The sequence below is a fragment of the Pseudomonas sp. VEM90 genome (genome assembly GCF_054611535.1).
The window spans coordinates 63,314-81,766 of sequence record NZ_JBTRAR010000017.1; the positions used below are offsets into that span (position 1 = coordinate 63,314).

An 18,453-nucleotide genomic window follows, 5' to 3' on the forward strand; every position below is an offset into this window, starting at 1 on the left:
CCGGGGTTTGCTGGCTAGGATGAGCGGACCTTTTCCTTTGCAGGCAGGAGCCGGCCAATGAATTTCAACCAACTGCTCGACGCCGTGCGGGCCAACCCGGATTCCGTCAGCATCCCGCCCAGTTGGGCCCAGGGGCGCGCTGCTTTTGGCGGCTTGATGGCGGCCATGGTGTATGAATCCATGCGCCTCAAGATCTGCGACAACCGCCCGGTACGCTCATTGGCCATCAGCTTTGTGGCACCCGCGGCGGCGGATGTACCCATCCGCTTCGAGGTGGAGGTTTTGCGCGAAGGCAAGGCGGTTAGCACGCTGCTGGGCCGCGCCGTTCAGGCTGGCCAGGTGGTGACCTTGGTGCAGGGCAATTTCGGTGCGGGCCGGCCTTCGGTGGTGGAAGTGCCGGCGTTACCGGCCATTGAAATGCCTGCGCTCGACGAGGCGGCCCCGGAGTTGCCCTATATCAAAGGCGTTACCCCTGAGTTCATGCGGCATGTTGCCCTGCGCTGGGCAGTGGGCGGGTTGCCGTTCAGTGGCAATCAGTCGCGCAAGATGGGCGGTTGGGTACGCTTGCGGGATGTGCTGGAAGAACCGGTGAGCGAGGCGCACGTGCTGGCGTTGGTCGATGCCTGGCCGCCCAGCCTTATGCCGTTTCTCAAGCAGCCCGCTGCGGGCAGTACGCTGACCTGGACCATCGAGTTCATCCAGCCAACAGCGAAGCTGTCGACCCTGGATTGGTGTCGGTACTGCGTGGAGACCGAGCATGCGCGGGATGGCTATGGGCACGCTGCTGCGGCGTTGTGGACGGCGCAGGGCGAGTTGTTGGCGTTGAGCCGGCAGACCGTCACCGTTTTCGCCTGACCCTTGCAAGGCTGCTCACAAGGAGTGCTCCGGCAACTGACTCAGTGTCGGTGCTTGTGCCGCTCCCGCCAGGCCTTCCACCAGGCCCCGCTCAGCACAAAGCGCGGAAAGGTGATGAACTGCTCGGTCAGTAAGCGCTGCACGGCATCCTGGCGGTTGGCGAACGGCTCGGGCTGCTCGGCTTCAAGGCGGTGCCCTTGGCGCTGCAGGCCCAGCGCGGCGACCAGGGCAATCACACCCACCGCGATCTGGCCGAGGTCGAAACCGAACAGGCCGGACAGCACCAGTAGTGTCCCCAGAATGAACAGCGGCACAGCAATCAGGTGCAGCACCAGGTTGGCCGGGTGGCGGTGATTGTGGTGATAGCCGCGCCATTGCCAGGCGGGAAGATTGGGCAGGCGTTTGCTCATGGGGATTTCCTCTCGGTCATGCCCAAAGCTTAGTGCGGCCCCCGAGTGGGGGCCAATCGAGGCTAGCTATGCTGACTATAGCTTGAGCTGGCCAATGGCCTTGTTAAGCTCGCCGGCCAGGGTCGCCAGTTCGCTGCTGGTAGTCGCCGAACCGACCGTCTGCTGCACGGTCCGCTCGGTGACATCGCGGATGCTGACCACCGCGCGGTTCATTTCCTCGGCTACCTGGCTTTGCTGCTCGGCCGCTACAGCGATCTGGGTATTGCTTTCGCGCATCTGCGCCACGGCACCGGTAATTTCAGCCAGCGCCTCACCGGCTTCCTGTGCCTGACGCACGCAGTCGTCGGCCTTGTACGAGCTTTCCTGCATGAACTCCACCGCATCGCGGGTACCCGACTGCAGGGCCGAAACCATGGTAGTGATTTCATCCGTGGAGGTTTGCACGCGTTTGGCCAGGTTGCGCACTTCATCGGCCACCACGGCAAAGCCTCGGCCGAGGTCGCCGGCGCGCGCGGCTTCGATGGCAGCATTGAGCGCCAGCAAGTTGGTCTGTTCGGCAATACTGTGGATCACACTGACTACACCGTTGATCTTCTGACTGTCTTCGGCTAGCTGTCGAATCATCTCGGCAGTTTGCTGCACGCCGCTGGAAAGCCCGGAAATCGAATCCTGCACTCGGCTGACCACCGCTTGGCCGCTGCCGGCCAAGGTGTCGGCGGTTTGTGACAAATCGCGGGTGGCACCGGCGTGCTGGGCGATGTGGTGCACGGTCGCCGACATTTCGTTGATGGCAGTGGCGGCCTGGTCGGTTTCACTCTGCTGGCCGAGCATGCCATGGCGTACGTCGCTCATGCTGGCGGCCAGGCGTGCAGCGCCCGAGTCCAGTTGTGCTGCGCTGTGGGCGACGGTGCTGACCACGCGGTGATAGGTGGACTGCATGGCGTTGAAGGCCCCGGCCATCTGGCCGACCTCGTCGCCACTGGCCAGTGGTACGCGGGCCGACAGGTCGCCGGTTTTTTCCACGTGCAGCATCACGTCCTTGAGGGTGTTGAGCTGGCTGAGCAGGAAGCGGATCAGCAGTTGGGAGGCGCCGAGCATGGCCAGCATCAGGATCAGTACACACACCGCGTAATTGCTGAAGCGATCGAAGAAAACCTGACGCAGACTGGGGGACTGGGCCAGCACAGCCAACTGCTGGTCGCCGTTGCGCAGCACCTGTGCGCCACGCAGCGGGTTTTCACCGAGGATCCAGGCGCTCGGCAGTTCTACCCAGCCTTGGGTGTTGCGCAGGGCATCGAGCGCCTCCCCGGCGTAGGTTGGCGTTTGCCCTGTTGACCAACTGATGACGTTGGCCGGGCGTGGCAGTGCTTGCCCGGCTGGCCAGGCGGCCAGCAACTGAGCTTGTGCGGCCGCCTGGCTCTGAGCCGCCTCGGCACGTGCGCGTTGCTCCAGGTGCACGGCGTACAGCACCAGCAGCAAGGTGGTGACAAAGGCCACTGCGTTGACGGCCCAGAATTTGTACTTCAGGGAAACATTGCTAAGCCAGGCACCCATGGGCAGGTCTTCTCTGAGTTGAGCGGAAACAATATTGGCAAGGTGCCATCATTGTGCCCGCATCCTCGACGGGGTTTGTTGATGCATATCAACGGCGTTCACCCGCCCCGCAGAAACCCGCAAGAATCAGGGGAGCTGGAAAAAGTCGCGCGCCGTTGCCGTGGTATGCGCCGCCGTGTGCTCGGCTGACTCACCGCGATGCGAGGCCACCTCGCGCAGTACCTCCGGCAAGAACGCCGGCTCGTTGCGCCCACTCTTGGGCTTGGGTCGCAAGCTGCGCGGCAGCAGATAGGGTGCGTCGCTTTCCAGCATCAGCCGGCCTTGAGGGATGTTGCCCACCAGCGGGTGCAGGTGAGTACCGCGGCGTTCGTCGCAGATCCAGCCGGTAATGCCGATGTGCAGGTCCAGGTCCAGGTAGGCGAACAGCGCCTCGCGCTCACCGGTAAAGCAGTGCACCACCGCGCCGGCCAGGTGGTCGCGGTAGTCCTTGAGAATCGCCAGCAAGCGCTCGCTGGCATCGCGCTCGTGCAGGAACACCGGCAGGCGCAGCTCCGCAGCCAGTGTCAGCTGGGCTTCCAGGGCTTTTTCCTGCAGCGGGCGAGGGGAAAAGTCGCGGTTGAAGTCCAGGCCACATTCGCCCACAGCGCGTACGCGCGGTTCACTCAACAACAGTCGCAACTGGCGCTCGCTGTCGGCATCCCAGGCCTTGGCATCGTGAGGGTGCACGCCGGCCGTGGCGAAGAGGTGCGCGCCGCTGGCATCCAGTTGTTGGCACAGCTCCAGCGCTTGTTCGCTGACCGCCAGGCTGGTGCCTGTCAGCAGCATTTGCGTAACGCCGGCCTCCAGTGCGCGCTCGACGATTGCTGCCTGTTGGTCATGGAAACTGCTGTTGGTCAGGTTGACGCCGATATCGATCAGTTGCATGGTGCTGTCTCGTGCCGCGGGACGGCCAGCATAGCAAATGCCGCGTTTCTGAAAAAACCAAGAACTTCATGCTGTTGCCGTGGTCATTTGCCGTCGTTCATCACTTGGCGGTGCACCCCATGGATGCCGCTCACCGACCACGGACACGTTTTCGCATGCTGCGATGCTGGCTCATTTTTCTGCTGACGCTCGGGTTGATCTTTACCGGCCCCGCCCAGGCGCGTACGCCGGGGCCACAGCAGAACATACCGCCTGCCAAGGTGCGTGACCTGCTGCAGATTCGCACCAGCAAAGTACTGCGAGTGCTGGTCAACCAGAGCCGCAACAGCTCGGGGGAGGTCAAGGGCGAGCCAGTAGGCATCGAGTATTATCGCCTGCGTGCCTTGGAGCATTTCCTCAATGCTCGTACCGCCGACGACCAGCAGATTCAGCTAAAGCTCATCCCGCGAGCCAAGGAGCAGTTGTTGGGCGCCCTGGCCCGCGGCGAGGGTGACCTGGCCGCGCCAGGCGAGCTGCTTGACCCCACGACGGTGGGCGCTGTCAGCAGCAGTGCGCCGATACTCGACCAGGTGCCGCTGACGCTGGTCGGGCGCAAAGGCGAGCGAAGTTTCAGCAAGGTCGAACAGCTGTCAGGGCGTACCGTCGCCTTGACCAGCGCCAGTGCCGCCGGGCCGCTGATCCAGCAGGTCAACCAGCAACTGGCACTGCGCAAGCGGCCGCTGATCAAAGTGGAGTGGGTCGATTCGACACTGGCGGTGGAGGATGTGCTGGAGATGGTACAGGCGGGTATCTACCACCTGACCGTGGTCGAGCAGCCCATTGCCCGGCGTTGGGCCCGGGTTATGCCGCGCTTGCGCCTGGACAGCCGGGTGCGCCTGGGGCCGCCGCAAGCCATGCGCTGGTATGTAGGGCGTGATGCGCCGCAACTGTTGGCAACAGTCGATCACTTTCTGCAAGGTTACCGCGCGCCAGACAACCAGGATGCGGCGTTCGAGCGTATCTACCGCCGCCAGTACCGGGTACACAACCCGTTGGCCAGCAAGGGCCGCCAGCGTCTGGCCTCGGTACGGGCAGTGTTGCAGAAACACGGCCAGGCGCAACAGATCGACTGGCTCAACCTGGCTGCACTGGCCTTCAAGGAGTCGACGCTCAACCCGGCTGCACGCGGCACTGGCGGTGCCCATGGCCTGATGCAGATTACCCCCGCGGCGGCCCAGCGGGTAGGGGTGAGCAATACCGCGACGGTAGATGGCAATGTCCTGGCCAGTGCCCGTTATCTGGCGCTTATCCGGCGCAAGTTTTTTGCCAGTGCCAAGATCAATGAGCGTGAGCGCATGGCCTTTGTGCTGGCAGCCTACAACCTTGGCCCCGAGCGGGTTCAGGCCATGCGCGCAGAGGCCCGACGGCGAGGGCTCAACGGTAACCAGTGGTTCTTCCAGACCGAGCGTATCGCCATGGAGCAGGTGGGGATGGGACCGGTCAATTTCGTCAATAGCATCAACAAGTACTACCTGGCGTTCAACCGCGAACGCACAGCACTGGAGCGCGTAGCGAAGCGTTAATAATCGATTATATCGATTGTTATGTTGGGTTTTTTGCGATTTTCATATCTATTGAATTGATTATGATGGCGCCCATCCCAACACAACTGCTTCGCTTCAAGGACGCTTCCACATGAACAACACTACCCTCAACGCACTGTTCTCTACTCGTGCTGGCGCAGGCCTAAGCGTTATCCGCATCCTGGTCGGCATCATCTTCATGGCCCATGGTGCGCAAAAACTCTTCGGCCTGTTCGGCGGCTACGGCCTGGAAGGCACCGGCCAATGGATGGAAAGCATCGGCCTGGCGCCGGGTTATCTGATGGCCTTGCTGTCCGGCAGTGCCGAATTCTTCGGTGGCCTGGCCTTGGTGGTCGGCCTGCTGGCTCGCCCGGCGGCCCTGGCGCTGACGGTGACCTTGATAGTGGCGATCGTTTCGGTGCACATCGGCAACGGCCTGTTCATGTCCAACAACGGCTATGAGTTCGCCCTGGCGCTGTTGGCCGGCACTGTTGCAGTCATGATCGAAGGCGCCGGCCGCTTTTCGCTCGACCGCCTGATCGCCCGCTAATCACCTGTATGCTGCGAGCAACGAGCCGCAGGCAAGCGCGGGCCAATACTCGGCTTGTTCTTGCTTGCGGCTTGTAGCTTGCAACTTGGGGCTCATCGCTCTAGCATACCGCCTGCGCCGATTTAAACAGCTACTTGCGGGGCGCAGGAAAGCCCCACCTCCGGGTCGTCCGAAATACCGCTAAAGCGCTGGTTCGGTGACGCCTCCCACCGCTGCCCAGCGGGATTCGCGAGGCGGAGAGAAACTCCATGAGTTGCCCACGTACCAGTGTCTGTTTGAGCCCTTTGCCTGCCAGCCAGGCGTCCCGTACACCGCGCATCCTGCTCGGCGGTCGGCATCAGCCCACCCTTTTGCGTCATCTTGAAGGCCTGTCACGGCGCAAGGGGCAGGCACGTGCCTTTCTGATCCAGTTTGCCGATAGCGGCTGCCACCTCGCGCAGTATGGCAATGACCGTTTCGATCTGGCTGTGATCCAGGCGCCGGTGCCGGATGAGGCCGCCGAAGTCATAGGCCATCTTACCCGCATCGCGCGTCAAGGCCTGATTACCCGCCGCTGAGGAATGCGCTATTGAGCACCAATATCATTACCACAGAAGGCCATGAGGCACTGAAGAAAGAGCTGGACCACCTGTGGCGGGTTTATCGCCCGGAAATCACCCAAAAGGTTGCCTGGGCGGCGTCGTTGGGTGACCGCAGCGAGAACGCGGACTACCAGTACAACAAGAAGCTGCTGCGCGAAATCGACCGCAGGGTGCGGTACCTGCGCAAGCGTCTTGAAGATGTGAAAGTGGTGGCCTATTCGCCTGAGCAGGAAGGTAAAGTATTTTTCGGTGCCTGGGTTGAGATCGAGAACGACGAGGGCGAGACCATGAAGTTTCGCATTGTCGGCTACGACGAGATCTACGGGCGCAACGATTACATTTCGATCGATTCGCCCATGGCTCGCGCCTTGTTGAAGAAGGAGGAGGGTGATGAGGTGGTGGTGCATACACCTACCGGTGAAGCGACCTGGTATGTGAGCAGCATCAGTTACGGCCAGGGCGTCTCGACGGACTGACTGGGCCCGTTTTGCGCCGCCCTGAGGCATGTGCTGTCCTTTTAAGGAATCGCCCAGCCCTCAGGGTCGCTCCTGCAGAAGCTCTGACAGCCAGGCCTCAAGCCTCGCGCAACACCGCCAGCGGGCTGGCATTCAGCGCCCGCCGCGTTCCCAGCACCCCCGCACCACCCACCAGCAGCGCCCCCGCCAGCGGCAACACCAGCAACCACGGGTGCGGGCTCCACTGCAAGTCGAAGGCATAACGATACAGTACCCAGGTAATCAGTTCGCAGCCCACGGCCGCCAATAGCCCGCTGGCCGCACCCAGCAGGCCGAACTCGATACGCCGTGCCTTGACCAGCAACGGCCGCGCCGCACCCAATGCCCGCAGCAGTGCGCCTTGGCGAATGCGCTCGTCCAGCGTGGCCTGCAAGCCAGCGAACAGCACGGCCAGCCCGGCGGCCAGCACGAAAAGCAGCACATACTCCACCGCCAGGGTGACCTGGGCGAGGATGCTGCGCAGCTGGTCGAGCAAGGCATCCACCTGCAGGATGGTCACCGCCGGAAACGCCCGTGACAGTGCCACTACATCCAGGTCATGCCCCGGTGCCAAATAGAAGCTGGTCAGGTAAGTGGTCGGCAGCCCCTGCAGCGTACCGGGCTGGAAGATCATGTAGAAGTTCGGCTGGAAGCTGTCCCAATGCACGCTGCGCAAGCTGCTCACGCGGGCTTGGCGTTGCTGTCCGCCAATATCGAACGTCAGCAGGTCGCCCATCTGCAGTTTCAGGCTGCTGGCCAGTTCCGCTTCCACCGAAACCCCCGGGATGTCGTTGTCGGCTGGCAAGGCTTGCCACCAGCTGCCGGCGCTCAACACATTGCCTTCGGGTAACTCGGCGGCCCAGGTCAGGCTAAGGTCGCGCTGCACCGCGCGCTCGCCTGCCGAGTCCTTGCTGACCATCTGCTGTACCGGTTTTTCGTTGATTTGCACCAAGCGTCCGGGTGTCACTGGGTAGAGCGGTGCCGAAGCGGCATTGACCTGGTGCAGGCGTTGGGCGAACAGCTCACGGTCATCTGGCAGGATGTTCAGGGCGAAGTGGTTAGGCGCATCCTTGGGTAACTGTGCTTGCCAGGTGTCGAGCAGCTCTGCGCGCAGCAGGGCGACCAAGGCCATGGCCAGCAGTATCAGGCCGAAGGCCAGTGCCTGGCCAGCCGCAGCCATGGGGTGGCGTAATAGCTGGCCCAGCCCCAGACGCCAGGTGAGTGGCGCTCCGGCCAGCAGTTGGCGCAGGCTGCGTAAACCGAGCAACAGCAGCCCGCCGAGCAGAAGTGCAGCGACCAGGCCGCCACCGAGCAGGGCGAAGGTGAGCAGCAGGTCGAGGCTCAGGCGCCACATGATGAGGCCCAGGGCGAGGAGGGCGGCGCCGTACACCAACCAACTGCGCGCAGGTATCGGCAGCAGGTCACGGCGCAGCACGCGCAGTGGCGGCACCTGGCCCAGCGCTGCAATCGGCGGCAGGGCGAAGCCAGCCAGTGCCACCAACCCGGTACCGATACCTGCCAGCGCTGGAATGATGCCGCCGGCGGGCACCACGCTCGGCAGCAAGCCGTGCAGCAGGCGGAACAGGCCCAGCTGAGCCAGCCAGCCGAGCAGGGCGCCGGCCAGGGCAGCGACCAGTCCGAGCATGGCCAGTTGCAGGCAATACAGGCCCAACGCCTGGTGGCGCGACAGGCCCAGGCAGCGCAGCAGGGCGCTGGCGTCCAGCCGGCGTGCAGCATAGCGGCTGGCCGACAGAGCCACGGCTACGCCTGCCAGCAGCACAGCCACCAGGCTGGCCATGTTCAGGTAGCGCTCGGCTTTGCCCAGGGCGCCGCCGATCTGCTGGTTGCCATCGCGGGTGTCACGCAGGCGCTGGTTGGCGGCCAGGTCTTTTTCCACGGCCTGACGGTACTGCGCCAGCGCCTCGGCATCGCCGCGCCACAGGTCGCGGTAGGTGACCCGGCTACCCGGCTGGATCACACCGGTGGCTTCCAGGTCGGCCAGGTTCATCATCACGCGCGGGGTAAGGCTGTAGAAGTTGTTGGCGCGGTCCGGTTCGTAGGTAAGCACACGGCTCATGCGCAGGGATTTCATGCCCACGTCGATGCTGTCGCCGATCGCCAGCCCCAGTGCCGCCAACAGGCGCGGTTCTACCCACACCTCGCCACGGGCAGGGCCGCCGCCGGGTGTTTCTTCGGCATAGGGTGCCGGAGCGCTGCGTACTTGCCCGCGCAATGGGTAGGCGCCGTCGGCGGCCTTGACGCTGGACAGCTGGATGCCATTGTCACCGCCGACCACGCTGGTGAACTCGACCACGTGTGCATGGCGCAAGCCCAGTGCCTTGCCGGCATCGAGCTGTTGTCCGCGGGCCGGGGCGCTGCCCTGCAGTACCAGGTCGGCGCCAAGGAACTCGCTGGCACGCAGCTGCATGGCGCCGTTGAGGCGGGCGCCGAAATAGCCGATGGCGGTGCTGGCGGCTACCGCCACCAACAGGGCAAAGAACAGCACGCGCACTTCACTGGCGCGAACATCGCGCAGCAACTGGCGCAGTGCCAGGCGACACAAGCGGGACAGCGGCATATGGCTCACCGGGCCTCCATCGGCGCCACAAGGCGGCCCGCGTCCAGGCGGATCTGGCGCCGGCAGCGGCGGGCCAGGCGTTCGTCATGGGTGACCAGCACCAAGGTAGTGCCGCGCTCCTTGTTCAGCTCGAACAACAAGTCGCTGATGCGCTCGCCGGTGTGGCTGTCGAGGTTGCCGGTGGGCTCATCGGCAAACAGCACCGCAGGCTGCGCGGCGAAGGCGCGGGCGATTGCCACGCGTTGCTGCTCGCCGCCCGACAACTGCCGAGGTGTGTGGCTCAGGCGCTTGCCCAGGCCGACCCGTTCCAGCAAGGTGCGAGCCTGTTCACGGGCATCGCGGCGGCCGTCCAGTTCCAGTGGCAGCATGACATTTTCAAGGGCATTGAGGCTGTCGAGCAGCTGGAACGACTGGAACACGAAGCCCACATGTTCGGCACGCACACGGGCACGCTGGTCTTCATCCAGTGGCCCCAGGTCGTGGCCGGCGAGCATGACTTTGCCGGCGCTGGGCCGGTCGAGGCCGGCGAGCAGGCCGAGCAGGGTCGATTTGCCGGAGCCCGAGGCGCCGACGATGGCCAGGCTGTCGCCTTGGGCCAGGTCGAGAGAAAGCGCGTGGAGGATGGTGAGGTCACCTTCCGCGCTGGGGACCACTTTGCTAAGGTTCTGCGCAACGAGAATGCTGGGGCTCATGGAGAATCCGATGCGAGTGTGGTGGTTGAGTGCCGGTCTGGCCCTGTATTGCCTGGCCCAGAGCGCAGCGGCAGGAACACTGCTGATTGTTGGCGATAGTATCAGCGCCGGTTTTGGCCTGGATAGCCGCCAGGGCTGGGTGTCTCTCTTGCAGGCCCGCCTCAGGGAGGAAGGTTTTGACGATAAAGTGGTCAATGCGTCGATCAGTGGCGACACCAGCGCAGGCGGCCAGGCGCGGCTGCCGGCGCTGCTTGCAGCACATAAACCAAGCCTGGTGGTGCTGGAGCTGGGCGGCAACGATGGTCTGCGCGGGCAGCCGCCTGCTCAATTGCAACAAAATCTTGCCTCGATGATCGAGCACTCGCGCGAGGCAGGTGCCAAGGTGCTGCTCTTGGGCATGCGCCTGCCGCCCAATTATGGTGTGCGTTACACCACTGCATTTGCCAAGGTGTATGAACAGCTGGCGGTGGACAAACAGGTTCCTTTGGTGCCGTTTTTCCTCGAAGGGGTAGGGGGTGTACCTGAGTTGATGCAGGCTGATGGCATCCATCCGGCCCAGGGTGCTCAGCAGCGGCTGCTGGAAAATGCCTGGCCAGCGATAAAACCCTTGCTGTGACGCTTTAAACGGGGACGCCTTTCGGCTAATGTTGCGCCCCCCGTTTCGAGTGCTCCAAATGCCGCGCCCTGCCTGGTCCCTGTATGCCTATCAACTGATCGAGCCCGATGAGCAGCTCGACCTGTTCGCCTGCCAGGAAATTCGCGTCCACCTCGTGGCCCGCCAGCTTGAGCTGGGCGTGCCGGTCGACCGTACTTTGTGCGGCGGCCTGCTGCCAGCCCAGCCGCGTTGGTCGGGGGTGCCGCGATCGATCTATCGCGATGGCCGCCTGTGTGAGCTGTGCCGTGCCATCCTCGATGCCCAGCGACGTGGCATGCGCCCGGTGTGGCCAGAGCTGCACGGCAGCTGAACGACAAGCGCCTTTCATCATCTGAAACGTTTGCAACGTGCCAATGCCTCCCGCTTGCATCGGCGCGGGTGTACAATCGATCCTCTTGACCCACCTTTCGAAGGATTTACCGGATGTTGCCGCGCTTTCCTGCCGTCACCCGTAGCCTGTCCCTGGCCGCCCTGTTGGTAGCGGGCCCCGCTGCTGCGCTGGAGCTGCCACTGCCACCGCCCGGTGAAGACATCGTCGGCCAGGTGCATGTGATCAAGGCAAAGTACGAGGACACGTTCGCCGATATCGGCACCGCAAACGACCTTGGCTACCTGGAAATGATCGCCGCCAACCCGGGCGTGGACCCTTGGCTGCCGGGCGCCGGCACCGAGATCATCCTGCCGACCCGTTTCGTCCTGCCGCCGGGCCCGCGCGAAGGCATCGTCATCAACCTGGCCGAGTACCGCTTGTACTACTTCCCTAAGGGGCAAAGCGTGGTGTACACCTTCCCGCTGGGTATTGGTCGCGAGGGTTGGGGGTCGCCGATCGCCAACACCAGGATCACCGCCAAGACGCCCAACCCGACCTGGACGCCGCCCGCTTCGATTCGCAAAGAGCACGCAGCTGACGGTGACATCCTGCCGACCGTCGTGCCGGCTGGCCCGGACAACCCGCTTGGGCCGTTCAAGTTCACCTTGGGCGTGCCGGGCTACCTGATCCATGGTTCGAACAAGAAGTTCGGCATTGGCATGCGCACCAGTCACGGCTGCTTCCGCATGTTCAACAATAACGTGCTTGAACTGTCGAAGATGGTGCCGGTAGGGACTCCGGTGCGCATCATCAACGAGCCTTACAAGTTCGGTATCAGTGGCGGCAAGGTCTATCTTGAGGCACACACGCCGCTGGATGACCACGGCAACCCGTCGGTGGTCGACAAACACACCGCCGTTATCAATACCTTGCTCAAGCGCGAAGACCTGGCCAATAACCTACGCATGAACTGGGACATGGTGCGTGATGTGGTGGCCGCTGAAGATGGTATGCCGGTAGAAATTGCCGTGCCGGTGGATAACCAGGCGGGCGCACCGATGGTGACGAGCATTCCGCCCGAACTGCAGTAAGGTAATTTCGACACACCCAGGCCTGCCTTAGTGCAGGCCTTTTCGTACCTGCTGGCCGCGTTTGCCGGTTTCAAAGGCAATAAAAAAGCCGACCCACAAGTGGGTCGGCTTCTTAACAATCCGTGAGGATTATTACTTGCGGCTGGCTTTGTCCAGCATACGCAGAGCGCGCTCGTTGGCTTCGTCAGCGGTCTGCTGAGCCTTCTGAGCGGCTGCCATTGCGTCGTCAGCCTTACGGTAGGCTTCGTCAGCACGAGCTTGAGCGCGAGCTGCTGCGTCTTCAGTCGCAGTCAGACGAGCTTCGGTTTCTTTGGATACGCTGCTGCAACCGGTAGCCAGAACTGCGGCCAGAGCCAGAGCAGAGAATTTCAGAACGTTGTTCATCGTGTTCCCCTTCAAGGACTTTCTATTAAATAGCCATCTCTCAGGAAAGAGAAACTGGCCGGCGTACATAGTACCCATTACTTGTAGTAAGTAAACTGACAGAGCGCAAGAACTGCAAAAAAAATGTTGCTTGACCCTGCGCCGACAAGATTTGCGACGTGTCTGTGAAAAAAATGTGCAGGGTTCGCAAGCGATTGTGGTACTGGAACTTTTTTGTTGAACTAAGGGTGACTTTAACTGTCGATCAGCGTCTTAAGCCCTAGAACATCCGGTGGCTGTTGGGCGGGCTTGGGAAAGTCGCCCGGGCGGCGTTTTGAGCATTTTTAACCGCCACCACCTTGAGCAATCCCGCTTGCGGTGCCTACTATCTTGTGAGTGCCAGAGGATCCGAACGATTACAATCGTCCAATCGTCGAAGCGGCAACAGGTGGCGTAGAGGATTCTGTGCCGGATAAACCACCATCGGTTAAGGTATGGGTCTGCCGAGAAGACCTGCGAGGAGTAGTGATGAGCGAAGCGCTGACCATCCACCATGACCAGGCCGGTCATCAGTTCGAGACCAACGTGGACGGTCATCGTGCCTATCTGACGTACATGGATCTGGGCAAGCAGACGCTGGACATCTATCGCACCTTCGTGCCCAATGCCCTGCGCGGCCGCGGGATTGCTGCCGCCCTGACCGAGCGTGCCCTGGAGTACGCCGAGCAGATGGGCTACACGGTGATCCCGTCTTGCTCGTATGTGGAACGTTACATGGAGCGCCAACAGCGGCATTCGAGCAAGGCCTGAGCTGACGACAGGTACCAGACACAACAAAAAACGCCGGGCAGTGCCCGGCGTTTTTTGTTCGCGCAATATTCAACTGCGCTTACGCTGCGGCAGCACATCCTTGAGCTTGGCATGCATGCTGCGCAGGGTTTTCTCGGTGGCCGACCAGTCGATGCAGGCGTCCGTGATCGACACCCCATACTGCAGATCGTCCAGGTTTTTCGGAATCGACTGGCAGCCCCAGTTCAGGTGGCTTTCGACCATGAGGCCGATGATCGACTGGTTGCCTTCGAGGATCTGGTTGGCGACGTTCTCCATCACCAGCGGTTGCAAGGCTGGGTCCTTGTTGGAGTTGGCATGGCTGCAGTCGACCATGATGTTGGCCTTGATCTTGGCCTTGGCCAGGTCCTGTTCGCACAGGGCGACGCTGACCGAGTCGTAGTTCGGCTTGCCATTGCCGCCGCGCAGTACCACGTGGCCGTATGGGTTGCCCTTGGTGGTGACGATCGACACGCCGCCTTCCTGGTTGATGCCCAGGAAGCGGTGCGGCTTGGACACCGACTGCAGGGCATTGATGGCAACGGTCAGGCCGCCGTCGGTGCCGTTCTTGAAGCCCACCGCCGAGGACAGGCCCGAGGCCATCTCGCGGTGTGTTTGCGACTCGGTGGTGCGGGCGCCGATGGCCGACCAGCTGATCAGGTCTTGCAGGTACTGTGGGGAAATCGGGTCGAGCGCTTCGGTGGCAGTCGGCAGGCCCATTTCGGCCAGGTCCAGCAGCAACTTGCGGCCGATGTGCAGGCCGTCCTGGATCTTGAACGAGTCATCCAGGTACGGGTCGTTGATCAGCCCTTTCCAGCCGACGGTGGTGCGCGGCTTTTCGAAGTACACGCGCATGACCAGGTACAGCGTATCGGACACTTCTTCGGCCAGCACTTTCAGGCGCTCGGCGTATTCGTGGGCAGCCTTGATGTCGTGGATGGAGCAAGGGCCGACCACGACGAACAGGCGATGGTCCTTGCCGTCGAGAATATTGCGCACGACTTCACGGCCGGCAGTCACGGTCTGCAGGGCCTTGGCGCTGAGGGGGATTTCCTTCTTGAGCTGATCAGGGGTGATCAGGGTCTCGTTGGAGGCAACGTTCAAGTCATCGATCGGTAAATCAGCCATCGTGTTACTCGTCAGGTCACGGGTGCCGGCCGCCAACTAACCCCGTGCGGCCCAGCAGCAAGAATAATCGCAGCGGGGAGCCGAACCTTAGCGCGTTACAGGTGGCACGACAATGGGCTTGACCCAGTCATTGTGGGGTTTTTACCTGAGCGAGGGTGTTGCGTGCGAATGGACTGCCCAGCGCTGCGTAACCTGTGTAAAAAGAGCGCTGACTATAGACCTGGAGATTGGCATGCATTCTCACCCCCCTCGCATCGGCATCATCGGCAGCGGTGCCATTGGTGGCTTTTATGGGTTGATGCTGGCCCGGGCCGGTTTCGACGTGCATTTTCTGTTGCGTAGTGAGTATCAGGCCGTTTGTGAACAAGGGCTGAGCCTGGACAGTGCCGTGCATGGCGCATTGCAGATGAGGGTGCAGGCGTATGCCAGTGCCACCGACATGCCGCCCTGTGACTGGCTCCTGATCGGGGCCAAGGCCACCAGCAACGAGCAGTTGGCTCCGTTGATCGTCCAGGCCGCTGCGCCCGGCGCCAAGGTGGTGCTGTTGCAGAACGGCCTGGGTGTAGAGGAACAGTTGCGTCCGGCCTTGCGGAGCGACATGCACCTGCTCGGCGGCCTGTGCTTCATCTGCGTTAACCGCCAGGCACCAGGTGTCATTCGTCACCAGGCTTTGGGTGCGGTCAACCTGGGTTATCACAGCGGGCCGGCCAGCGATTGTGGTGTCGCGCTGGTGAATGAAGGCGCCGGGTTGTTCCAGGCTGCGGGGATCGACTCGCAGGTCATGCCGAACCTGGCCTTGGCACGCTGGCAGAAGCTGGTGTGGAACGTGCCTTACAACGGCCTGTCGGTGCTGCTGGGGGCCAGCACTTCGCCACTGATGGCCGACAGCAATGCCCGCGCGCTGATACAGGCCTTGATGGCCGAGGTGGTGCAGGGCGCGGCAGCCTGTGGCCATGTGCTGCCCGAAGGCTATGCCGAGCACTTGTTCCAGGTGACCGAGCGCATGCCTGACTACTGGCCGAGCATGTATCACGACCACGTCCACAAACGCCCGTTGGAGCTGGGGGCCATCTATGCCGAGCCGCTGGCACGCGCACGGGCGGCAGGCTGCAACCTGCCGCGCATTGAGATGCTGTACCAGGCGCTGAGTTTCATCGACAGCGGCAACAGGCCTGCCTGAAGGGGGCGGAGGCTTCGGCGGGGCGCTACAGCCCGCGGCCACAGCGCGCCGGACGGCAAAGCGAGCGTCCGGCGCGCTGCTAAGCTGAAGCTTGCTCTGCCGCTGCGGCAGTCGAGGAGGTCGAATGATCCGCTCCATGCTGTACGCCACCGACCTCGGTGTCTACGCCCCTTTCGTGATGCAACACGCGCTGGCCCTGGCGCGCACGTTCAGTGCCGAGCTGTATGTGATCCACGCGGTAGAGCCGATGGGGCAGTTCGCCGAATCCCTCCTGCAAAGTTACCTTGATGAGCAGACGCTCGACCAGTTGCATCGCCAGGGGGTGAACACAGTGATGGCGAACATAGAGCAGCGTGTGCTGGAAAACTTTCGTGACGAGCTGGGCGAAGAGGCTGACCTGGCGGTGATCAAGGCCGTGCGGGTGCGTCAGGGTGACCCGGCGCAGGTGATTCTCGACCAGGCTCAGCGGCTAAGCGTCGACCTGTTGATATTCGGTAGCCACAGTGCGGGTGCCGGGGTGGATGTACCGTTGGGGCGTACGGCGGTGCGGCTGCTGCAGCTGTCGCCGGTGCCGGTGTACATGGTGCCCTTGGCGCAGCATCTGGGGCGTAGGAAAGCATGAAGATAGGTGTAGGCCGTCTCCGTGGGCATGTAACAAAATAGTTCTAGATTTATTTCAAGAACCACTAATATAGTTATATATCGTCGCTGCCTGCTGCCGCGGACTCATCGCTGAACCGAGGGAAACCTATGAAGCTTCAACAACTGCGCTACATCTGGGAAGTGGCGCACCATGACCTCAATGTCTCCGCGACGGCGCAGAGCCTGTATACCTCCCAGCCAGGTATCAGCAAGCAGATCCGCCTGCTCGAAGACGAATTGGGTGTTGAAGTATTTGCCCGCAGCGGCAAGCATCTGACCCGCGTTACCCCGGCCGGTGAGCGCATCATCAACACAGCAGGCGAAATCCTGCGCAAGGTCGAGAGCATCAAGCAGATTGCCCAGGAGTTCTCCAACGAGAAGAAGGGCACGCTGTCCATCGCCACCACCCACACCCAGGCGCGCTATGCGTTGCCGCCGGTTATCAGCAGCTTCATCAAGCAGTATCCGGAAGTGTCCCTGCACATGCACCAAGGTTCGCCCATGCAGATTGCCGAGATGGCAGCGGACGGTACGGTCGACTTCGCCATCGCCACCGAGGCGCTGGAGCTGTTCGGCGACCTGATCATGATGCCGTGCTACAAGTGGAACCGTTGCGTCGTGGTGCCACAAGGTCACCCGCTGGCCAAGCTGCCGAAATTGACCCTGGAAGCAGTCGCCGAATACCCGATCGTCACCTACGTGTTCGGCTTCACCGGGCGCTCGAAGCTGGATGAGGCTTTCAATCACCGCGGCCTCACGCCAAAAGTGGTCTTCACCGCGGCTGACGCCGACGTGATCAAGACTTATGTACGCCTGGGGCTGGGCGTGGGTATCGTTGCCGGCATGGCTGTGGACGCCAAGCTCGACAGTGACTTGGTGGCGCTGGATGCCAGTGAGCTGTTCGAAGCCAGCATCACCAAGATCGGCTTCCGTCGTGGTACCTTCCTGCGCGGCTTCATGTGCGACTTCATCGAGAAGTTTGCCCCGCACCTGACTCGTGAAGTGATGGCCAAGGCCATTCAGTGCCACAACAAGCAAGAGCTGGAAGAATTGTTCGAAGGTGTCGAGCTGCCGGTGCACTGATTCGGGAATGCTGGGGCCGCTGTGGGAGTAACTGTCTAGCTCAATTTCTAAAAGCTGGCGCGATCCCTGTGGGAGCGGGCTTGCCCGCGAATACGGGCGAAGCCCGTGCCATCCACCGCGGTGTCTTCTTCGCGGGTAAACCTGCTCCTACAGAGCGCCAGCACTAGCTCAAGCCTTGCTGATCAGGTTGCCCGCATGCAACCCGCATTCCTTCTGTGTCGACTCTTCCCACCACCAGCGCCCTTCACGTTCATGCTGGTTTGGCAGCACCGGGCGGGTGCACGGCTCGCAGCCAATGCTGATGAAGCCACGCTCGTGCAGGCTGTTGTACGGCAGCTCGAGCATGCGGATATAACCCCATACCTCTTCACTGCTCATCTGCGCCAGTGGGTTGAACTTGTACAGCGTGCGCTCAGGCGTGGAGAAGGCGCTGTCGATTTCCAGTGCTGCCACCTGGCTGCGGGTGCCGGGGCTTTGGTCGCGGCGCTGGCCGGTAGCCCAGGCGCTGACGGTGGCCAGCTTGCGTCGCAGTGGCTCGATCTTGCGAATGCCGCAGCACTCGCCATGGCCGTCCTTGTAGAAGCTGAACAGGCCCTTTTCCTTGACGAACGGGTCGAGCTTGGCGCGGTCGGGGCTGAGAATCTCGATCGGCAGGTTGTACTGTTCGCGTACCTGGTCGATGAACCGGTAGGTCTCCGGGTGCAGGCGCCCAGTGTCGAGGCTGAATACCTTTACCTGCTTGTTCAGCTTCCAGGCCATGTCGACCAGCACCACATCCTCGGCGCCGCTGAAGGAGATCCACAGGTCATCACCGAAGTGCTCGAAGGCCAGCTTGAGGATGTCTTGTGGGGACTTGTTGGCATAGGTCGCGGCCAGGGCGGCGACGTCGAAGGGTTGGCTCATCAGGCGGTTTCCATCTTGGCTGTGGCGCTGTGCGCTCGTAGTGGTGTGATGGTAACAAAAAACGCGGTCT

20 protein-coding genes are annotated in these 18,453 nt (G+C 62.3%); 12 read left to right on the forward strand and 8 right to left on the reverse strand.

Annotated elements, in window-relative coordinates:
• Nucleotides 1–57: 57 nt before the first annotated feature.
• Entirely contained in the window at nucleotides 58–855 is a 798-nt protein-coding gene (locus ACYCCG_RS17155) for an acyl-CoA thioesterase (protein WP_459671259.1), read from the forward strand.
• Between the two features lie 41 nt (nucleotides 856–896).
• Here ACYCCG_RS17155 and ACYCCG_RS17160 read toward each other — a convergent pair whose 3' ends face one another.
• The 3 genes from ACYCCG_RS17160 to ACYCCG_RS17170 form a co-directional block, all read right to left on the reverse strand.
• Nucleotides 897–1,265: an Mpo1-like protein gene (locus ACYCCG_RS17160; protein ID WP_176683948.1), complete on the reverse strand. Its 369-nt coding sequence runs from the start codon at nucleotides 1,263–1,265 to the stop codon at nucleotides 897–899.
• A 75-nt stretch (nucleotides 1,266–1,340) separates the two neighbouring features.
• Nucleotides 1,341–2,819 (reverse strand): methyl-accepting chemotaxis protein, encoded by a 1,479-nt coding sequence (locus tag ACYCCG_RS17165; RefSeq protein ID WP_176683947.1) that lies wholly within the window; start codon nucleotides 2,817–2,819, stop codon nucleotides 1,341–1,343.
• 126 nt (nucleotides 2,820–2,945) lie between these two features.
• Nucleotides 2,946–3,743, reverse strand: coding sequence for a TatD family hydrolase (locus ACYCCG_RS17170; protein ID WP_176683946.1), 798 nt, complete (start codon nucleotides 3,741–3,743; stop codon nucleotides 2,946–2,948).
• A 155-nt stretch (nucleotides 3,744–3,898) separates the two neighbouring features.
• Between ACYCCG_RS17170 and ACYCCG_RS17175 the strand changes: the two genes are divergently transcribed.
• The 4 genes from ACYCCG_RS17175 to greB all read left to right on the forward strand — a co-directional run bounded on the left by ACYCCG_RS17175 (nucleotide 3,899) and on the right by greB (nucleotide 6,912).
• The gene (locus ACYCCG_RS17175; RefSeq protein ID WP_176683945.1) at nucleotides 3,899–5,305 is read left to right on the forward strand and encodes an MltF family protein; all 1,407 of its coding nucleotides are present in this window, start codon (nucleotides 3,899–3,901) and stop codon (nucleotides 5,303–5,305) included.
• 112 nt (nucleotides 5,306–5,417) lie between these two features.
• Entirely contained in the window at nucleotides 5,418–5,855 is a 438-nt protein-coding gene (locus tag ACYCCG_RS17180) for a DoxX family protein (RefSeq protein WP_010953281.1), read from the forward strand.
• 248 nt (nucleotides 5,856–6,103) lie between these two features.
• On the forward strand, nucleotides 6,104–6,412 hold the full coding sequence (locus tag ACYCCG_RS17185) for a hypothetical protein (RefSeq protein WP_176683944.1): 309 nt from the start codon (nucleotides 6,104–6,106) through the stop codon (nucleotides 6,410–6,412).
• An 11-nt stretch (nucleotides 6,413–6,423) separates the two neighbouring features.
• Nucleotides 6,424–6,912 carry a transcription elongation factor GreB gene (greB, locus tag ACYCCG_RS17190; RefSeq protein WP_209964877.1) on the forward strand — a complete coding sequence of 163 codons (489 nt, stop codon included), beginning with the start codon at nucleotides 6,424–6,426 and terminating at the stop codon, nucleotides 6,910–6,912.
• A 97-nt stretch (nucleotides 6,913–7,009) separates the two neighbouring features.
• Here greB and ACYCCG_RS17195 read toward each other — a convergent pair whose 3' ends face one another.
• Together ACYCCG_RS17195 and ACYCCG_RS17200 are read right to left on the reverse strand one after the other, a co-directional pair.
• Nucleotides 7,010–9,517 (reverse strand): ABC transporter permease, encoded by a 2,508-nt coding sequence (locus ACYCCG_RS17195; RefSeq protein WP_176683942.1) that lies wholly within the window; start codon nucleotides 9,515–9,517, stop codon nucleotides 7,010–7,012.
• Nucleotides 9,514–10,200, reverse strand: a complete 687-nt coding sequence (locus tag ACYCCG_RS17200) for an ABC transporter ATP-binding protein (RefSeq protein ID WP_021782890.1) — start codon at nucleotides 10,198–10,200, stop codon at nucleotides 9,514–9,516. Before ACYCCG_RS17200 ends, ACYCCG_RS17195 begins: the two co-directional genes overlap by 4 nt.
• A gap of 10 nt (nucleotides 10,201–10,210) precedes the next feature.
• Here ACYCCG_RS17200 and ACYCCG_RS17205 point away from each other — a divergent pair, with 10 nt between their 5' ends.
• The 3 genes from ACYCCG_RS17205 (at nucleotide 10,211) to ACYCCG_RS17215 (ending at nucleotide 12,256) form a co-directional block, all read left to right on the forward strand.
• Nucleotides 10,211–10,816: an arylesterase gene (locus ACYCCG_RS17205; RefSeq protein WP_176683941.1), complete on the forward strand. Its 606-nt coding sequence runs from the start codon at nucleotides 10,211–10,213 to the stop codon at nucleotides 10,814–10,816.
• Nucleotides 10,817–10,874: 58 nt separating this feature from the next.
• The gene (locus tag ACYCCG_RS17210; RefSeq protein ID WP_003250283.1) at nucleotides 10,875–11,165 is read left to right on the forward strand and encodes a hypothetical protein; all 291 of its coding nucleotides are present in this window, start codon (nucleotides 10,875–10,877) and stop codon (nucleotides 11,163–11,165) included.
• Nucleotides 11,166–11,278: 113 nt separating this feature from the next.
• Nucleotides 11,279–12,256: a L,D-transpeptidase family protein gene (locus ACYCCG_RS17215; RefSeq protein ID WP_176683940.1), complete on the forward strand. Its 978-nt coding sequence runs from the start codon at nucleotides 11,279–11,281 to the stop codon at nucleotides 12,254–12,256.
• 132 nt (nucleotides 12,257–12,388) lie between these two features.
• Here ACYCCG_RS17215 and ACYCCG_RS17220 read toward each other — a convergent pair whose 3' ends face one another.
• Complete coding sequence (locus ACYCCG_RS17220; protein WP_003250288.1) at nucleotides 12,389–12,640, reverse strand: Lpp/OprI family alanine-zipper lipoprotein; 252 nt, start codon at nucleotides 12,638–12,640, stop codon at nucleotides 12,389–12,391.
• Nucleotides 12,641–13,147: 507 nt separating this feature from the next.
• Between ACYCCG_RS17220 and ACYCCG_RS17225 the strand changes: the two genes are divergently transcribed.
• Entirely contained in the window at nucleotides 13,148–13,429 is a 282-nt protein-coding gene (locus ACYCCG_RS17225; protein ID WP_003250290.1) for a GNAT family N-acetyltransferase, read from the forward strand.
• A 69-nt stretch (nucleotides 13,430–13,498) separates the two neighbouring features.
• On the opposite strand, the gene ACYCCG_RS17230 is transcribed toward ACYCCG_RS17225, so the two are convergent.
• Nucleotides 13,499–14,575 carry a 3-deoxy-7-phosphoheptulonate synthase gene (locus tag ACYCCG_RS17230; RefSeq protein WP_176683939.1) on the reverse strand — a complete coding sequence of 359 codons (1,077 nt, stop codon included), beginning with the start codon at nucleotides 14,573–14,575 and terminating at the stop codon, nucleotides 13,499–13,501.
• 232 nt (nucleotides 14,576–14,807) lie between these two features.
• On the opposite strand from ACYCCG_RS17230, the gene ACYCCG_RS17235 reads away from it, so the two are divergent.
• The 3 genes from ACYCCG_RS17235 (at nucleotide 14,808) to cysB (ending at nucleotide 17,480) form a co-directional block, all read left to right on the forward strand.
• A complete protein-coding gene (locus ACYCCG_RS17235) occupies nucleotides 14,808–15,755 on the forward strand; it encodes a putative 2-dehydropantoate 2-reductase (protein WP_209964880.1) in 948 nt (315 codons plus the stop codon).
• Nucleotides 15,756–15,879: 124 nt separating this feature from the next.
• A complete protein-coding gene (locus ACYCCG_RS17240; RefSeq protein WP_176683937.1) occupies nucleotides 15,880–16,377 on the forward strand; it encodes a universal stress protein in 498 nt (165 codons plus the stop codon).
• Nucleotides 16,378–16,505: 128 nt separating this feature from the next.
• A complete protein-coding gene (cysB, locus tag ACYCCG_RS17245; RefSeq protein WP_010953293.1) occupies nucleotides 16,506–17,480 on the forward strand; it encodes an HTH-type transcriptional regulator CysB in 975 nt (324 codons plus the stop codon).
• Nucleotides 17,481–17,648: 168 nt separating this feature from the next.
• On the opposite strand, the gene ACYCCG_RS17250 is transcribed toward cysB, so the two are convergent.
• Complete coding sequence (locus ACYCCG_RS17250; RefSeq protein WP_003250299.1) at nucleotides 17,649–18,383, reverse strand: phosphoadenylyl-sulfate reductase; 735 nt, start codon at nucleotides 18,381–18,383, stop codon at nucleotides 17,649–17,651.
• Nucleotides 18,384–18,453 lie beyond the last annotated feature (70 nt).

Bases quoted from the DNA above. Each gene is read 5' to 3' on its own strand.
- ACYCCG_RS17155 (WP_459671259.1), top strand. From the start codon at position 58: ATGAATTTCAACCAACTGCTCGACGCCGTGCGGGCCAACCCGGATTCC.
- ACYCCG_RS17160 (WP_176683948.1), bottom strand. From the start codon at position 1,265: ATGAGCAAACGCCTGCCCAATCTTCCCGCCTGGCAATGGCGCGGCTAT.
- ACYCCG_RS17165 (WP_176683947.1), bottom strand. From the start codon at position 2,819: ATGGGTGCCTGGCTTAGCAATGTTTCCCTGAAGTACAAATTCTGGGCC.
- ACYCCG_RS17170 (WP_176683946.1), bottom strand. From the start codon at position 3,743: ATGCAACTGATCGATATCGGCGTCAACCTGACCAACAGCAGTTTCCAT.
- ACYCCG_RS17175 (WP_176683945.1), top strand. From the start codon at position 3,899: ATGCTGCGATGCTGGCTCATTTTTCTGCTGACGCTCGGGTTGATCTTT.
- ACYCCG_RS17180 (WP_010953281.1), top strand. From the start codon at position 5,418: ATGAACAACACTACCCTCAACGCACTGTTCTCTACTCGTGCTGGCGCA.
- ACYCCG_RS17185 (WP_176683944.1), top strand. From the start codon at position 6,104: ATGAGTTGCCCACGTACCAGTGTCTGTTTGAGCCCTTTGCCTGCCAGC.
- ACYCCG_RS17200 (WP_021782890.1), bottom strand. From the start codon at position 10,200: ATGAGCCCCAGCATTCTCGTTGCGCAGAACCTTAGCAAAGTGGTCCCC.
- ACYCCG_RS17205 (WP_176683941.1), top strand. From the start codon at position 10,211: ATGCGAGTGTGGTGGTTGAGTGCCGGTCTGGCCCTGTATTGCCTGGCC.
- ACYCCG_RS17210 (WP_003250283.1), top strand. From the start codon at position 10,875: ATGCCGCGCCCTGCCTGGTCCCTGTATGCCTATCAACTGATCGAGCCC.
- ACYCCG_RS17215 (WP_176683940.1), top strand. From the start codon at position 11,279: ATGTTGCCGCGCTTTCCTGCCGTCACCCGTAGCCTGTCCCTGGCCGCC.
- ACYCCG_RS17220 (WP_003250288.1), bottom strand. From the start codon at position 12,640: ATGAACAACGTTCTGAAATTCTCTGCTCTGGCTCTGGCCGCAGTTCTG.
- ACYCCG_RS17225 (WP_003250290.1), top strand. From the start codon at position 13,148: ATGAGCGAAGCGCTGACCATCCACCATGACCAGGCCGGTCATCAGTTC.
- ACYCCG_RS17230 (WP_176683939.1), bottom strand. From the start codon at position 14,575: ATGGCTGATTTACCGATCGATGACTTGAACGTTGCCTCCAACGAGACC.
- ACYCCG_RS17235 (WP_209964880.1), top strand. From the start codon at position 14,808: ATGCATTCTCACCCCCCTCGCATCGGCATCATCGGCAGCGGTGCCATT.
- ACYCCG_RS17240 (WP_176683937.1), top strand. From the start codon at position 15,880: ATGATCCGCTCCATGCTGTACGCCACCGACCTCGGTGTCTACGCCCCT.
- cysB (WP_010953293.1), top strand. From the start codon at position 16,506: ATGAAGCTTCAACAACTGCGCTACATCTGGGAAGTGGCGCACCATGAC.
- ACYCCG_RS17250 (WP_003250299.1), bottom strand. From the start codon at position 18,383: ATGAGCCAACCCTTCGACGTCGCCGCCCTGGCCGCGACCTATGCCAAC.